Annotated in this window: 17 protein-coding genes; 4 read left to right on the plus strand and 13 right to left on the minus strand. The window is 64.8% G+C overall.

Translation table 11 applies throughout. From position 1 onward, the window contains the following. Positions 1-435 precede the first annotated feature (435 nt). The gene (locus ACREBX_RS16050; RefSeq protein WP_431562739.1) at positions 436-1,761 is read right to left on the minus strand and encodes a hemolysin family protein; all 1,326 of its coding nucleotides are present in this window, start codon (positions 1,759-1,761) and stop codon (positions 436-438) included. 220 nt (positions 1,762-1,981) lie between these two features. Between ACREBX_RS16050 and ACREBX_RS16055 the strand changes: the two genes are divergently transcribed. Continuing rightward, a complete protein-coding gene (locus ACREBX_RS16055; protein ID WP_431562740.1) occupies positions 1,982-2,671 on the plus strand; it encodes an OmpA family protein in 690 nt (229 codons plus the stop codon). 54 nt (positions 2,672-2,725) lie between these two features. On the opposite strand, the gene ACREBX_RS16060 is transcribed toward ACREBX_RS16055, so the two are convergent. From ACREBX_RS16060 to ACREBX_RS16085, 6 genes are read right to left on the minus strand one after another with little or no spacing between them, the layout of a single operon-like run. Then, the gene (locus tag ACREBX_RS16060) at positions 2,726-3,355 is read right to left on the minus strand and encodes a MarC family protein (RefSeq protein ID WP_431562741.1); all 630 of its coding nucleotides are present in this window, start codon (positions 3,353-3,355) and stop codon (positions 2,726-2,728) included. Beyond that, complete coding sequence (locus tag ACREBX_RS16065) at positions 3,352-4,029, minus strand: hypothetical protein (protein ID WP_431562742.1); 678 nt, start codon at positions 4,027-4,029, stop codon at positions 3,352-3,354. Before ACREBX_RS16065 ends, ACREBX_RS16060 begins: the two co-directional genes overlap by 4 nt. After that, positions 4,029-4,925 carry a bifunctional methylenetetrahydrofolate dehydrogenase/methenyltetrahydrofolate cyclohydrolase FolD gene (gene folD / locus ACREBX_RS16070; protein WP_431562743.1) on the minus strand — a complete coding sequence of 299 codons (897 nt, stop codon included), beginning with the start codon at positions 4,923-4,925 and terminating at the stop codon, positions 4,029-4,031. The genes ACREBX_RS16065 and folD overlap by 1 nt, the downstream gene beginning before the upstream one ends. Continuing rightward, on the minus strand, positions 4,925-5,224 hold the full coding sequence (locus ACREBX_RS16075) for a YggT family protein (RefSeq protein WP_431562778.1): 300 nt from the start codon (positions 5,222-5,224) through the stop codon (positions 4,925-4,927). Before ACREBX_RS16075 ends, folD begins: the two co-directional genes overlap by 1 nt. Before the next feature lie 44 nt (positions 5,225-5,268). Then, a complete protein-coding gene (gene argB, locus ACREBX_RS16080; RefSeq protein ID WP_431562744.1) occupies positions 5,269-6,177 on the minus strand; it encodes an acetylglutamate kinase in 909 nt (302 codons plus the stop codon). After that, positions 6,174-6,821 (minus strand): queuosine precursor transporter, encoded by a 648-nt coding sequence (locus ACREBX_RS16085; protein ID WP_431562745.1) that lies wholly within the window; start codon positions 6,819-6,821, stop codon positions 6,174-6,176. Before ACREBX_RS16085 ends, argB begins: the two co-directional genes overlap by 4 nt. Positions 6,822-6,948: 127 nt before the next feature. Here ACREBX_RS16085 and ACREBX_RS16090 point away from each other — a divergent pair, with 127 nt between their 5' ends. The 3 genes from ACREBX_RS16090 (at position 6,949) to ACREBX_RS16100 (ending at position 9,372) form a co-directional block, all read left to right on the plus strand. Next, positions 6,949-8,292: a NupC/NupG family nucleoside CNT transporter gene (locus tag ACREBX_RS16090; RefSeq protein ID WP_431562746.1), complete on the plus strand. Its 1,344-nt coding sequence runs from the start codon at positions 6,949-6,951 to the stop codon at positions 8,290-8,292. 127 nt (positions 8,293-8,419) lie between these two features. Then, complete coding sequence (locus ACREBX_RS16095; protein ID WP_431562747.1) at positions 8,420-9,040, plus strand: beta/gamma crystallin-related protein; 621 nt, start codon at positions 8,420-8,422, stop codon at positions 9,038-9,040. A 14-nt stretch (positions 9,041-9,054) separates the two neighbouring features. Beyond that, positions 9,055-9,372, plus strand: a complete 318-nt coding sequence (locus ACREBX_RS16100) for an MliC family protein (RefSeq protein ID WP_431562748.1) — start codon at positions 9,055-9,057, stop codon at positions 9,370-9,372. 33 nt (positions 9,373-9,405) lie between these two features. On the opposite strand, the gene ACREBX_RS16105 is transcribed toward ACREBX_RS16100, so the two are convergent. The 6 genes from ACREBX_RS16105 to egtD all read right to left on the minus strand — a co-directional run bounded on the left by ACREBX_RS16105 (position 9,406) and on the right by egtD (position 13,661). Beyond that, complete coding sequence (locus ACREBX_RS16105; protein ID WP_431562749.1) at positions 9,406-10,548, minus strand: epoxide hydrolase family protein; 1,143 nt, start codon at positions 10,546-10,548, stop codon at positions 9,406-9,408. Between the two features lie 27 nt (positions 10,549-10,575). Continuing rightward, positions 10,576-11,070 (minus strand): hypothetical protein, encoded by a 495-nt coding sequence (locus ACREBX_RS16110; RefSeq protein ID WP_431562750.1) that lies wholly within the window; start codon positions 11,068-11,070, stop codon positions 10,576-10,578. Positions 11,071-11,130: 60 nt separating this feature from the next. Then, positions 11,131-11,562: a class I SAM-dependent methyltransferase gene (locus ACREBX_RS16115; protein WP_431562751.1), complete on the minus strand. Its 432-nt coding sequence runs from the start codon at positions 11,560-11,562 to the stop codon at positions 11,131-11,133. Continuing rightward, positions 11,559-11,729, minus strand: a complete 171-nt coding sequence (locus ACREBX_RS16120; protein ID WP_431562752.1) for a hypothetical protein — start codon at positions 11,727-11,729, stop codon at positions 11,559-11,561. Before ACREBX_RS16120 ends, ACREBX_RS16115 begins: the two co-directional genes overlap by 4 nt. Next, positions 11,726-12,592: a 3-hydroxyacyl-CoA dehydrogenase NAD-binding domain-containing protein gene (locus tag ACREBX_RS16125; protein ID WP_431562753.1), complete on the minus strand. Its 867-nt coding sequence runs from the start codon at positions 12,590-12,592 to the stop codon at positions 11,726-11,728. The genes ACREBX_RS16120 and ACREBX_RS16125 overlap by 4 nt, the downstream gene beginning before the upstream one ends. A gap of 82 nt (positions 12,593-12,674) precedes the next feature. Further along, positions 12,675-13,661, minus strand: a complete 987-nt coding sequence (gene egtD / locus ACREBX_RS16130) for an L-histidine N(alpha)-methyltransferase (protein ID WP_431562754.1) — start codon at positions 13,659-13,661, stop codon at positions 12,675-12,677.

Genomic DNA, 13,661 nt, shown 5'->3' on the forward strand with positions numbered 1-13,661 from the left:
GCAGGCATGGGGAGGGGGACCGCGCCCGCAGGGCGTGGTGGAGGGGCGACAACGGTGCGCCAAAGCCCCTCCGTCAGCGCTGCGCGCTGCCACCACCCCATCGCTGCGCGACAGGGAGGACCTTTCCCTTCTTCGTCACCCCGGACTTGATCCGGGGTCCATCAAACTGATGCCACGCGAATGGATCCCGGATCAAGTCCGGGATGACGAAGAAGGGACGTCCGCTTCCCACCCCAAAGCCGTCATCGGGCGGCACAAATAACCGCTGTCCTACATTATCGGCGCGCCATGGCCTTTCGGTCCATGTTTTCACGTCGCCCCCGATCCGCCGTCTCGCGCCCGAATAGCGCCGCCGCTATTGCGACAGGTATCATTATACCGGGACGTAGCGCGACCTTCGTGACCTTTGGAATAAAGTTACGCGACGCGAACGACCTATTCGCCGTCCGAATCATCTTTCGGCTTGCGGACTTCGCTCACGAGCAGCTTGTCGATCTTGCGGCCGTCCATGTCGACGATCTCGAAACGCCAGCCCTTGTCGGTGAAACGTTCGCCTTCCTTGGGCAGTCGTTTGAGGATCGCGAGCGCATGGCCCGCGGCGGTCGCATAGTCGCGGTCGTCGCCGAGTTCGATCCCCAGCCGTTCGGCCATCTGGTCGGCGGGCATCGAGCCCGCGATCAGCAGGCTGCCGTCGTCGCGTTCGACGACGAAGGGCTCGCTCCCGATGTCCTGGTCCGACGCGAATTCGCCGGCGATCGCGGCGAGCAGGTCGGCGGGGGTCACCAGCCCTTCGAAATGGCCATATTCGTCGTGGACGAACAGCATCGGTACATCGGCGACGCGCAAAGCTTCGAGCGCGTCCATCGCGTCGATCTGGTCATGAATGACCTTCGCCGACCGGGTCAGCCGCTCGATATCGAGCGTTTCGCCGCGGAACAGCGCCGCCGCGATATCGCGCGCCTGGACGACGCCGACGATGTCGTCGACCGACCCGCGCGCGACAGGGATGCGCGTGTGCGGGGTTGCGAGCAGCTTGGCGCGTACCGTGTCGGCGTCCGACGCGATGTCGATCCAGTCGACATCGATGCGCGGCGTCATCACCTCGCGCACCGGGCGGTCGGCGAGGCGCACGACGCCCGAGATGATCGCGCGTTCGCTTTCCTCGATCACCCCCGATTTGGAAGCCTCGGCGACGATCAGGTGCAGCTCCTCGGCGGTCACCCGGTCTTCGGATTCGCGATTGAGCCCCAATATGCGAAACACCAGCGCCGAACTCGCGTCGAGCAACCAGACGAGCGGCGCGCCGATTTTCGACAGCCACAGCATCGGCAGCGCCATGAAAATGGCGATCGGCTCGGGCGCGCGCAGCGCAAACTGTTTGGGCACCAGCTCGCCCGCGATCAGCGAGAAATAGGTGGTCACGGCAATGACAACGGCAAATCCCGCGGCCTTCGCATTTTCGTCGTCGAGGCCGAACATCGCCTGCAGCCGTTCGCCGACCGGTCCGCCAAGGCTGGCGCCCGAATAGGCACCGGCGAGAATGCCGATCAACGTGATGCCGACCTGTACCGTCGACAGGAAGCGCCCCGGATCGGCGGCGAGCTGACGCGCGATGGCGGCGCCGCGGCTGCCGCGCTTTTCCGCCGCCTGCAAACGCGGCCCGCGTGCCGATACGATGGCCAGTTCGGAAAGCGCGAAAACGCCGTTGAGCAGGATCAGGACGGCGATGATCGCCACGTCGGACCAGGGAAAGGGGGTCATGGGATATGCTGCGGGCGCACCGGCGCCTTGCCCCTATAAGGATCGGTCATGCCCGCCCTATAAGCGAAAGTCGCGGTGATGCACAATGGCACGCGCCTGAACGCGCGGCTCAGCCGCCATTCAGTCAAATTCTGGAACCAGATCGCCAGCCATATGTTATCGGCAAGGAAGGACGGATGCGAAGGACCAGAAGCATCCGCCGGATAAAGGGAGCGAAAAGATGAAGACCAGGATGATCAAGCTCACCATTTTGACCAGCATCGGCGCGATTGCGCTGACCGGCTGCGTCACCGATCCGGTGACCGGTGAAAGGAAGATATCGAAGGCCGCGATCGGCGGCGTCGGCGGCGCGCTCGGCGGTTATCTGCTCGGCGACCTGATCGGCGGCCGCAACAGCCGGACCGAGGAAATCGTCGGCGCGGGCATCGGCGCGGTCGCTGGCGCGGGCGCCGGCTATTATATGGACCAGCAGGAAAAGAAGCTGCGCGAACGCACCGCGGGCACAGGCATCGACGTCGAACGCCAGGGCGACCAGCTGGTGCTCAACATGCCCGGCGACGTGACCTTCGATTACAACAGCGCGATGGTGAAGTCGCAGTTCCGCAGCGCGCTCGACAGCGTCGCATCGACGCTGGCCGAATATCCGAGCACCTATATCGACGTCTATGGCCACACCGATTCAACCGGCAGCGACACCTATAACCAGGGCCTGTCCGAACGCCGCGCGGCATCGGTTGCCGACTATCTGGGCGGCCGCGGTATCCAGCGCGCGCGCATGGCAACACTCGGCTACGGCGAATCGCAGCTCAAATGCTCGCCCGAACGCGGCGAGGCCGATTATCAGTGCAACCGCCGCGTCGAAATCCGCATCGCGCCGGTCACGCAGGCCGACGTCAACGCGGCGAAATAAGCTCGTCCATTCCCGTGGACAGGAAGGGCGTTGCTTGTGGGCAGCGCCCTTTTCCTATGACAGCGACGGGAAGCTCGCCTTCAGCCCGTCGATGACGAACTGCGCCGCGAGTGCCGCGAGCAGCACGCCGAGCAAGCGGGTGATCACCGCCTCGCCCTTGTTGCCGATCAGCCGCATCAGCGGCCCCGCCGAGAGCAGCGCGGCCAGCGTCAGCAGCAGCACGAGCAGCAACGCGCCAAAGATCACAAAGGCACGGTCGAGCCCGTTGTTCTGCGACACGAGCAGCATCACCGAGGCGATCGAGCCCGGCCCGGCGAGCATCGGCATCGCCATCGGAAACACCGACACATCCTCGATCTCGGGGGTCGCCATCACCTTCTCGGCGCGCTGTTCGCGGCGTTCGGTGCGTTTTTCGAACACCATGTCGATCGCGATGATGAACAGCATGATGCCGCCCGCGATGCGGAAACTGTCGAGGTCGATATGGAGAAAGCCGAGCAACTGCTCGCCGAACATCGCGAAAAAGACGAGGATCAGCCCGGCGATGACCGTCGCGCGGATCGCCATCGAGCGGCGCTGCTGCGCGCTCGCTCCCGTCGTCAGGCTGGCATAGATCGGCGCGCAGCCGGGCGGATCGATGACCACGAACAGCGTGACGAAGGCCGAGATGAAAAGGTCGATCATGGCTGCTTCGGCGCCGCGACCCGGTCGTCGATGACGCTCGCCATCTCCTTGCCGTCCCAAAGCCGGATCGTGACGCGGCGCGATTTGTCGGCGCGCACCGTCGAGGTCCAGCTCAACGTCTGGTCGGGGGACAGCCCGACCGCCATATCCTCACCCTCTCCGCCAGCCTCGATCGGGACGGCGGGGCGCGAACCGCAGACCGCCTGCTTCGATGCGATGAATTCGGGGGCTTCGCGTGGGCTGGTCAGGCCGTCGCCATGGTCGAGGATCCAGTTGATCTTTCCGCTGCGGGGATCGCGCAGCCACACAGTGGTGAAAAAGCCGTTGGTTGGACCCTTCTGCCATGCGCCCGTCGTCGCACCGACATTGCCGTCGCAGCTCACATAAACCGCATGCGGTTGCCACTTCACCGCTTCGGCGGGGTCTTTCTGCGATTTCAGCCAGTCGCGCGCCTTGACGCGCTGCGGCACGAACATGACCGCTTCGGGCGCGGCGGTTTCACGAAACGCCGTCCACTGACCCTTTTCCTGCGCCAACCGGGCAAAGCCGATCTCCGCGGCGATGAAGGCGCTGGGGTTCGGCCCGAGTGGCCGGTTGCGAATATCGTCGGGATCGCCGGCGCAACCCGCCAGCAGCGGCAAAGCGAAGGCGGCGGTGATCAGCATATGACGCATCAAAAACCCTCCGGATCGGCAAGACCCGCGCGGCGGTGCGCGGCGACGAGCGTGTTGCGCAGCAGGCACGCGATGGTCATCGGCCCGACCCCGCCCGGCACTGGCGTGATCGCGCCGGCGATCGCGGCCGCTTCGGCATAATCGACGTCACCGACCAGCCGCCCCTTCGATGCGCCATCGGCGGGCGGCAGTCGGTTGATACCGACGTCGATCACCACCGCACCAGGCTTGATCCAGTCGCCCTTGACCATTTCGGCGCGGCCGACCGCGGCGACGACGATGTCGGCGCGGCGAACGAGACCCGGCAAATCCTTCGTCCGGCTGTGCGCCATGGTCACGGTGCAATTGGCGCCAAGCAACAATTGCGCCATCGGCTTGCCGACAAGGATCGAGCGGCCGACGACGATCGCGTCCTTGCCGCTGAGGTCGCCGAGCCGGTCCTGGAGCAGCAGCAGGCAGCCATAGGGGGTGCATGGCACCATGCCGGGGATGCCGAGCGCAAGCCGCCCGGCGCTGACCGGGGTCAGCCCGTCGACATCCTTGTCGGAATCGATCGTTGCAACGGCCGCTTGCTCGTCGAGATGGCCCGGCAGCGGCAATTGCAGGAGGATGCCGTCGACCGCTTCGTCGGCGTTGAGCTGGCGCAGCAAGGACTCGACCTCGGCCTGCGAGGTGGTCGCGGGCAGACGGTGCTCGAAGCTTGCCATCCCGGCGGCGACCGTCGCCTTGCCTTTCGACCCGACATAGACCGCGCTCGCGGGATCGTCACCGACGAGCACGACCGCAAGGCCGGGGGCGCGCGCGGTCGCGGCCTTGAAAGCAGGAACCGCATCGGCAATCCGCGCCCGCAGGCCGTCGGCAAAAGCCTTGCCGTCGATCACCTGCGCAGCGGCCATCACGCCATCCCGTTGGCGTAGGCAAGCCGCCCGAGATAGCTCAGCACCGGCCCGTCGAGAATGATGATGATGATCAGCACCAGCATCGGGGTCAGGTCGAGCCCGCCAAAGTCGGGCATGATGCGGCGGAAGGGGCGGTAAAGCGGCTCGGTAATCCGGTCGAGCACCGACCACAGCTGGCCGACGAACTGGTTGTGGGTGTTGATGACGTTGAACGCGATCAGCCACGACATCACCGCCTGCGCGATGATGAACCACCACAGGACCGTCAGGATGATGTGAACGATCTGGAGGAGCATGAGAAGCAAGGCGATTTCTCCGATAAAGGGTCTTGCCGCGTCTCTTAGCGGTGAATGAGCGTCCCCGCACCCCTCGCGGTGAAAATTTCGAGCAGCATCGCGTGCGGGATACGCCCGTCGAGGATGACCGCGGCCTCGACCCCGGCATCGACCGCGGCGACGCAGGTTTCGACCTTGGGAATCATGCCGCCGGTGATCGTGCCGTCGGCCTTCAGCGCATCGATCGCCGGGCGGTCGAGATCGGTGAGCAGCGCGCCCGATTTGTCGAGCACCCCGGCAACGTCGGTGAGCAGGAAGAAGCGTTTTGCGCCGAGCGCTCCAGCAATAGCGCCCGCCATCGTGTCGGCGTTGATATTGTACGTCGCGCCGTCGGCGCCGAGCGCCACGGGCGCGACGATCGGAATGAAATTATCCTTCGTCAGATTGACGAGGATCGTCGGGTCGACCGCCACCGGTTCGCCGACGAAGCCCAGGTCGACGTGCCGCTCGATCCCCGAATTGGGGTCGGGCTCGGTACGGCTGACCTTTTCGGCGAGCACGAGGTTCGCGTCCTTGCCCGAAATGCCGACAGCGCGGCCGCCGAGCGCCGCGAGCCAGCTGACGATTTCCTTGTTGATCTTGCCCGCCAGCACCATTTCGGCGACCTCGGCGGTTGCGGCGTCGGTGACGCGAAGCCCCCCGACGAAGGTCGATTCGATGCCGAGCTGTTTCAGCATCGCGCCGATCTGCGGCCCGCCGCCATGGACGACCACGGGATTGATGCCGACCGCCTTGAGCAGCACGACATCCTCGGCGAAGTCGCGCTGCGCCTCGGCATCGCCCATCGCATGGCCGCCATATTTGATCACGAAGGTCTCGCCCGCATAACGCTGCAAATAGGGCAGCGCCTCGACGAGCGTTTCGGCCTTGGCGAGCAGATCGGGCATTTTCGAAGGATCGGTCATCGACATCATCCGGCGTTCTTCGCATCGAGGTGGCGGCCCAGCGCAACCACCGCCATCACCAGCAGCGGCACCATCACCGCCGACAACACGACCTTGGCGATCATCTGGCCGAGCATCAGGTCGCCGATCGGGCGGACCCCATAGAAGCTGACCGTGATGAAGATCAGCGTATCGATGATCTGGCTAAGCGCCGCGGCGACAAAACCGCGCAGCGGCAGCAGGCGGCCGTTGTTCGCGGTCATCCGCGCAAAGAGCCAGACGTTGAGGCTGACCGACACGCCATAAGCGAGGATCCCGGCCGCCATCATGCGCCAGCCCTGTCCGACGATGATCGGGAAAGCCTCCTTGGCGGGCTCGTACATGCCCTCGTCGGTCGGCAGCTGCAGCACGAACACCGTCAGGGTGATCGCGAGGATCAGCGGAATGAAGCCCAGCCGCACCAGCCTGTCGGCCACGACACGCCCATGCAGTTCGGCGATGCCGCTCGAAATCGCGATCAGCGTCAAAAAGGGGAAAATCCCGGCCTCGACCGCCAGCGGGCCAATCGCGACCTGCTTTGCCCCCAGGAAACCGCCGAGCGGAACCATGCCGCCGTAGAGGATCGCGAACAGCAGCAACGAAGGCGCGATCACGCGCGAAGAGCTATTTTCCATCGAGGCCGCTTAATCGCTTTTGCCGGTGCTGGAAAGTCCGAGAAACACGGCTCGGCGCGCGGCTCTTGCCCCGGCGCCAAAGCCCGTTAGACAGACCCATTAAACTTGCGGGGGACGCATCACCATTATGGAACGCCTGATCGGTTTGCTCGGCATCGTCGCATTGCTTGCGATTGCCGTGCTTTTTTCGTCGAACCGTCGCTGGATTCGCCTGCGCATCGTCATCCCCGCCTTCCTGCTCCAGGCCGGCTTCGCCGTGCTCGTCATCGGCACCCCGTGGGGCCGCGCGGTGATCCAGGCGATGTCGAACGGCGTGTCGAACCTCTTGAGCTATGCCGACGAGGGCACCCGGTTCCTCTTCGGCGACGTGCTGACGCAGGCACCTTATGGCAAGGCGGTGTTCGCAATCGGCGCGCTGCCCGTGATCATCTTCTTCGCCTCGCTGATCTCGGTGCTTTATTATCTCGGGATCATGCAGCTGATCATCAAATGGGTCGGCGGCGCGATCCAGAAGGTCACTGGCATCACCAAGGTCGAAAGCCTCGGCGCCGCGGCGAACATCTTTGTCGGCCAGTCCGAATCGCCGCTCGTCATCCGCCCCTATCTCGCCGGACTGACCCCGCCGCAGCTGTTCACCGTGATGACGGTCGGCATGGCTGGCGTCGCGGGCACCATTCTCGGTGCCTATGCCGGAATGATCGGCCCGCACCTCCTCCCCTATCTGCTCGCGGCCAGCTTCATGTCGGCGCCCGGCGGCATCTTGATGGCGAAGATCATGATGCCCGACGACCCCAAGGACATCGGTATCGAACCCGTCGTGATGCCCGAGGCGAGCCATGACGAGGAAAAGCCCGCCAACATCATCATGGCGGCAGCGCAGGGCGCACAGACCGGCGTCAGGCTCGCGGTCGCGGTCGGCGCGATGGTGATGGCCTTCGTCGCGCTCGTCGCGCTCGCCAACGGCCTGCTTGCAGGCATCGGCGGCTGGTTCGACATCGACGGCCTGTCGTTCCAGGCGGTCATCGGCACGATCTTCCGCCCCGTCATGTGGCTGATGGGCGTGCCGTGGGAAGAAAGCGCAGTGGTCGGCGGATTGTTCGGCAGCAAGGTCGTGCTCAACGAATTCGTCGCCTTCATCGACCTCGGCAAGGCGCAGGGCGATATGTCCGCTGCAGCGGTCGCGATAGCGACCTTTGCGCTCTGCGGTTTCGCCAATTTCAGCTCGATCGCGATCCAGATGGCGGTGACCGGCGGGCTCGCGCCGAACCAGCGCCCGATGATCGCCAAGCTCGGACTGAAGGCGCTGCTCGCGGGCAGCCTGTCGAACCTGATGTCGGCGGCACTCGCGGGTCTGATGCTCGGAATCGCGCCGCCATTGGCCGCCCCTCCCGTCCCGCCCGCCCAACCCGTCGCAGCACCGGCGCCCGATGTCGCGACGGCCCCGGCTGCGACGCCCGTCAAGGCGCCCTGACCTCATCACGACACCGGCAAGTATTGATGCCGGCCGGTTGGGGATAATTTGCAAGCTGCCGCCTAATAGCGTAAATTCTGCGCAATATAACGAACTCCGGGTTACGTTCGCCAATTGGGAGGTTGCCATGAAAACCGCTTATCGTTTGTCGATCCTTGTCGCGGCTGCGGCGTCGATAGGGGCGGGCTTCCTCGCCACCTCCCATGCCCAGACGGCCGAGACCGAACGCTACCGCCCCGATCGCCCGCCCGAGGCGACGATCTATCGCGACGCCGGCTATCGCGGCCCCGCGGTGTTCATCGGTGAGGAAAAGCCCAACCTCGGCCTCGCCTGGCCAGTCAATTCGATCCGCGTTCCGAACGGACGCTGGGAACTGTGCGAAAAAACACGTTATCGCGGCAATTGCCGGACGGTCGACCGCGACACGCCGATGCTGAACAATGTCCTGCGCGGCCTCACCATTCAGTCGATCCGCCCGGTCGGCGGCGGTGGTGGCGGTGGCGGGCAACCGCCCGCAAACGATCAGGTCGCACGCGGCAATTTCGCCGAATTCCATACCCAGCCGGCCGAGCGCAACTATCGCGTTCTCGCCTGCGCCCGCGGATCGGCGACCGCCAATTGCGCGGCGCAGACCGCCGACACCTGGTGCCGTTCGATCGGCTGGAACGGGTCGGCGCGCGAGCATATGGAAACGATCAGCGGGCGGGTCTACCTCGCCGACGTGCTGTGCGTGCGTTCGGGCTATTGAGGGGGAGACAGGATATGAAGACGACGACTCTTGTCGCGGCGGGCGCCGCGATCCTCGCACTCGCGGCCTGTTCGTCGGTGCCGCGCAATACCGGGACAAGCTATGACTGCAGCGGCGGCACGAAGCTGAAGGTCGACTATGTCGGCAGCACCGCCATCGTCCGCGTCAACGGCATGCGCTCGATGGTGCTCAAATCGACCCCGGCGAACAGCGGCCAGATTTACGAAAACAAGAGCGGTGCGCGACTGCACCGGCAGGGCAACGACGTGACGTGGAACACCGCGCTTCGCTCGGCGCCCGAAAGCTGCCGCGTCGTCTATACGCCGATGTAAGCTGAAAGGCCGCCGGCGCCGTCGGCGGCCTGACTATAATGTCATTTGCGCCAGCGCCGCGCGGACTTCGCCGGCGAATAATTCGGGCTGTTCCCACGCGGCGAAATGCCCGCCGCGATCGAGTTCGTTCCAATAGACGATATTCTTGTACCGCCGCTCGGCCCAGCGCTGCGACAGGCGCATGATCTCGCCCGGAAACAGGCTGCATCCCGTCGGCACAAGGATTTCCCCTGCCGAAAAATTGCGGAAGCTGTGCCAATAAAGCCGCGCCGACGAAGCCGCACTCGCGGTCAGCCAGTAGAGGCTGACGGTGTCGAGCATCATATCCTTCGATAGCGCGTTTTCGGGATGGCCGCCGATCGACTGGCCGCCGGGTCGATGCCCGCAATCGGTCCAGCCGTGGCATTTTTCGACGATCCACGCCATTTGCCCGACCGGGGAATCGGTGAGGCCATAGCCGATCGTTTGCGGCCGCGTCGCCTGCTGGGTCGAATAGCCGCTGTCCTTTGCCTGATACCAGCCGAAGCGCGCGAGATAGAGTTTCTCGCTGTCGGTGAGGTCGGTCATCAGGTCGGGCGGCGGCGCGCCGACCACCATGTTGACGTGAATTCCCGCGCAATGATCGGCATGGTTCATCCCGATCGCACAGGTCACCGCGCTGCCCCAGTCGCCGCCTTGTGCAAAATAGCGATCATAGCCGAGCGCCTGCATCAGCGCGTCCCACGCCGCGCCGATATGCTCGACGCTCCATTTGGCCTCGGCGGGCTTGCCCGAAAAGCCGTAGCCGGGAAGCGACGCGATCACGAGGTGATAGTCGGCCGCAAGCGGCTCGATCACCTCAAGAAACTCGAGCACCGACCCCGGCCAGCCATGCGTCAGGATCAGCGGCCGCGCGGTTGGATTGGCCGATCGGATATGCAGGAAATGGATGTCGAGCCCGCCGATCGTCGCGAGGTAATTGGGTAGCGCGTTGAGCCGCGCTTCGACCGGGCGCCAGTCATATTCGTCGCGCCAATAGGCCGCGAGTTCCTGCGCATAGGCAAGCGGGGTGCCCTGATCCCAGTCGCCCGCCGTTTCCTTTTCGGGCCAGCGCGTGCGCGCCAGTCGCTCCTTCAGATCGTCGAGCGCCGCTTGCGGCACGTCGATGGTGAAGGCACGAATATTGTCGACCTGCATCTGCCCGCCCCTTTTTCAAGCCGATTTTCAGGGCCGCGCAGGCGCCCTGCAGCCGCGCTCCAGCCCGACGCCTTTCAGGAAACCGCGGCGCACCGTCCCGGCATAAACCGCCAGCGCATAACGCCGCCGCTCGGCATTGGCGCCAGTAACCTCGCCAATCAGCCCCCGAAACGGAATAATCCCCCCCGCTACCGTGCCAGCGACGCGGCCGGCGGTCTCTTCGCGCTTCTTGGCGCGGTCCTTGTCGACCTGTTCGTTGATGTCGGCGCCCAGCACCTCGTTGAGTTCGCTCACTTCCTTGGCGATTGCGGCGCACTTTCCGAGACCCGCCAGCGAATAGGGGCTGCCCTGAATCGCCAGCAGCTTTGGCGGAACTTCCTTGCCGTCGAAGGGCTCGGCGACCGAATTGGCGGTATCCTTGATCGTTGATTCTTCGGGCGAACCCTGTTGCGCCTGAACGGGCAAGGCTCCGGCAACAAGGAAAGCGGCAAGTGCGAATAAGGTCTTGTTACGCATGATCATATCATCCCCTGCTTCCACATACCCAACGCATCGGATGCCTTCCGGCTCCATCGGTCCCGTTTATAGTGGACGACGCAGGGTGATTTGAACCCACGGCCCCTGCGCACCATCGTGGCCGCCGCCGATACCTTCGGAGACATCAAGTACATCCCAGATGGCGGTTTCGCCATAGATGGATTCGAGTTCTGCACAAGCGAGGTAGTTGAAATAGCGTCCGAAACGATCGCGTCCCTCGGCCTTGCCGCTCTTGTAGCTTGCGAAATGGTAACCACCGGGCTTGAGCGCGCGATGGATACGCGTAATCACGCCCGGAAGATCGCGGCGTGGCACGTGGAGCAAGCTGGCCGACGCCCAGATGGCGTCGTAGCGGCCGGCGGCGTCGAGTTCGCCAAAACGCATTACGCGAGCCGGCCGACCTAGCTGTGCTTCCGCTTTCGCCGCAATCTCGGCAACCCCGTCGGTCGGATCGACCGCAAAGCCGCGCGCGATCATGTGCGCCGCGTCACGCCGCCGCACCCCAGTTCGAGTATGTCCGCTCCGGCCGGCAGTCGGTCGAGAAAACGATCGAGATGGCGCGACACGCCAAGTTTGCCCGACGCGGTGTAAACCGGCGCTTCCGCCGCGTAAAATGCAAGGGTCCGGGCGTCGTATCCGCTCATCGTGTCGGAACGGGCTCCGGTCCGGTCCAGTCGTAAAATCCGCGCCCCGCCTTTTTCCCGACCCAGCCGGCGTCGACATATTGGACGAGCAAGGGCGCCGGGCGGAATTTCGGATCGCCGGTGCCGCTGTGGAGCACGCGGATGATTTCGAGGCAGGTGTCGAGCCCGATGAAATCGGCGAGCGTGATCGGGCCCATCGGATGGTTGAGGCCGAGGCGGCAGCCGGCGTCGATGTCCTGCATCGTCGCGACGCCTTCGCCCAAAGCGAACACCGCTTCGTTGATCATCGGCATCAGCACGCGGTTGACGATGAAACCCGGCGCGTCGTTCGCGTGGACGATTTCCTTGCCGAGCCCGCGGCCAAAAGCCTCGACCTTCGCCAGCGTGTCGTCGCTGGTGGCGAGCCCGCGGATCAGTTCGATCAGGCCCATCACCGGCACCGGGTTGAAGAAATGGACGCCGATGAAGCGCGCCGGGTCGGGCGCCGCCTGCGCCAGCCGCGTGATCGGGATCGAGCTGGTATTGCTCGCAAGGATCGCGGTCGCCGACAGATGCGGACCGACGCTGGCGAAGATCGTGCGCTTGATCTCCTCGCGCTCGGTCGCTGCCTCGATGACGAGGTCCGCAGGCGCGAAGGCGCTATGGTCGGCGACTGGCGTGATGCGTCCGAGCAGCGCGTCGGCATCCTCCTGCGTCATCTTCTCCTTGGCGACGAGCCGGCCGAGCGCTTTGGCGATGCCCGCCTTGCCCGCTTCGGCGCGCGCGAGGTCGATATCGGACAGCAACACATCGTGCCCGGCGCCCGCCGACACCTGCGCAATGCCCGCGCCCATTTGTCCCGCACCGATAACGCCGACGATCATATGCTGCCCTTTTCGCTGAAAACCGTGCCTGTGCCCCTACGGCTTCGGCCCCCCGCGTCAAGAGCGCGCGGAGTCCGGCGTATTAGGGGGCCGAGCGAAAGGCCGTCGCTTCGGCGAGGATCAGGGCGAAGGCGGGATCGGCGTCGTCCCACGTCGCAATCGGCGTCCAGCCGCTCGCGCGCAAAAGCAGGTTTGCATCGCGCAGGCCATATTTGTGGCTGTTCTCGCTGTGGATCGTTTCGCCCACCGCCATGTGATAAGCGCGCCCATCGACGGTGAAGTCCATGTCGCACGCGGCGACGAGATGCATTTCGATCCGCGCGTGGACATCGTCCCAGATCGCGCGATGCGCGAAATTCTCGACCGGAATGTCGCCGCCAAGCTCACGGTTGATCCGCTCGAGCAGGTTGAGGTTGAACGCCGCCGTCACCCCCGCCGGATCGTCATAGGCAAGCTCGAGCGTTGCCACATCCTTGATCCGGTCGATACCGATGAGAAGGAGCGACGCTTCGCCGAGCGCGCAGCGCCAGTTGCGCAAAAGGTCGATCGCGGTGCGCGCGACCATATTGCCGATCGTGCTGCCGGGGAAAAAGCCGAGTTTGGGCAGGTCGGCGATCTCGTCGGGCATGGCCACCCGCTGGGTGAAGTCGGCCTCGACCGGATAAATGGGCAACCCCGGAAAGCGTATGGCGAGCGCCTCGGCGCTGCCGCGCAGGAAATCGCCCGAAATATCGACCGGCACATAGGCGGCGGGTGCGATCGCATCGAGCAATAACGGTGTCTTCGTCGAACTGCCCGAGCCGAGTTCGACGACGGCGCGGCCCGGGCCGATCGCCGCGGCAATGTCGGCGGAATGGCGGGTGAGCATGTCGGTTTCGCTGCGCGTCGGATAATATTCGGGGAGTGCGGTCACATCCTCGAACAGCGCCGAGCCGGTCGCGTCGTAGAACCAGCGAGCGGGTATTGCCTTTGGCTGCTGGCTGAGGCCAGCATGGACGTCGGCGCGAAAGGCGATATCAACGCCCGCGGCATCGGCATCGACCTGGCGGAGACTACGAACGACACCCAT

The sequence above is a fragment of the Sphingopyxis sp. genome (assembly GCF_050725655.1).
Taxonomy (GTDB): domain Bacteria; phylum Pseudomonadota; class Alphaproteobacteria; order Sphingomonadales; family Sphingomonadaceae; genus Sphingopyxis.

Bases quoted from the DNA above. Each gene is read 5' to 3' on its own strand.
- ACREBX_RS16050 (WP_431562739.1), bottom strand. From the start codon at position 1,761: ATGACCCCCTTTCCCTGGTCCGACGTGGCGATCATCGCCGTCCTGATC.
- ACREBX_RS16055 (WP_431562740.1), top strand. From the start codon at position 1,982: ATGAAGACCAGGATGATCAAGCTCACCATTTTGACCAGCATCGGCGCG.
- ACREBX_RS16060 (WP_431562741.1), bottom strand. From the start codon at position 3,355: ATGATCGACCTTTTCATCTCGGCCTTCGTCACGCTGTTCGTGGTCATC.
- ACREBX_RS16065 (WP_431562742.1), bottom strand. From the start codon at position 4,029: ATGCGTCATATGCTGATCACCGCCGCCTTCGCTTTGCCGCTGCTGGCG.
- folD (WP_431562743.1), bottom strand. From the start codon at position 4,925: ATGGCCGCTGCGCAGGTGATCGACGGCAAGGCTTTTGCCGACGGCCTG.
- ACREBX_RS16075 (WP_431562778.1), bottom strand. From the start codon at position 5,224: ATGCTCCTCCAGATCGTTCACATCATCCTGACGGTCCTGTGGTGGTTC.
- argB (WP_431562744.1), bottom strand. From the start codon at position 6,177: ATGATGTCGATGACCGATCCTTCGAAAATGCCCGATCTGCTCGCCAAG.
- ACREBX_RS16085 (WP_431562745.1), bottom strand. From the start codon at position 6,821: ATGGAAAATAGCTCTTCGCGCGTGATCGCGCCTTCGTTGCTGCTGTTC.
- ACREBX_RS16090 (WP_431562746.1), top strand. From the start codon at position 6,949: ATGGAACGCCTGATCGGTTTGCTCGGCATCGTCGCATTGCTTGCGATT.
- ACREBX_RS16095 (WP_431562747.1), top strand. From the start codon at position 8,420: ATGAAAACCGCTTATCGTTTGTCGATCCTTGTCGCGGCTGCGGCGTCG.
- ACREBX_RS16100 (WP_431562748.1), top strand. From the start codon at position 9,055: ATGAAGACGACGACTCTTGTCGCGGCGGGCGCCGCGATCCTCGCACTC.
- ACREBX_RS16105 (WP_431562749.1), bottom strand. From the start codon at position 10,548: ATGCAGGTCGACAATATTCGTGCCTTCACCATCGACGTGCCGCAAGCG.
- ACREBX_RS16110 (WP_431562750.1), bottom strand. From the start codon at position 11,070: ATGATCATGCGTAACAAGACCTTATTCGCACTTGCCGCTTTCCTTGTT.
- ACREBX_RS16115 (WP_431562751.1), bottom strand. From the start codon at position 11,562: ATGATCGCGCGCGGCTTTGCGGTCGATCCGACCGACGGGGTTGCCGAG.
- ACREBX_RS16120 (WP_431562752.1), bottom strand. From the start codon at position 11,729: ATGAGCGGATACGACGCCCGGACCCTTGCATTTTACGCGGCGGAAGCG.
- ACREBX_RS16125 (WP_431562753.1), bottom strand. From the start codon at position 12,592: ATGATCGTCGGCGTTATCGGTGCGGGACAAATGGGCGCGGGCATTGCG.
- egtD (WP_431562754.1), bottom strand. From the start codon at position 13,661: ATGGGTGTCGTTCGTAGTCTCCGCCAGGTCGATGCCGATGCCGCGGGC.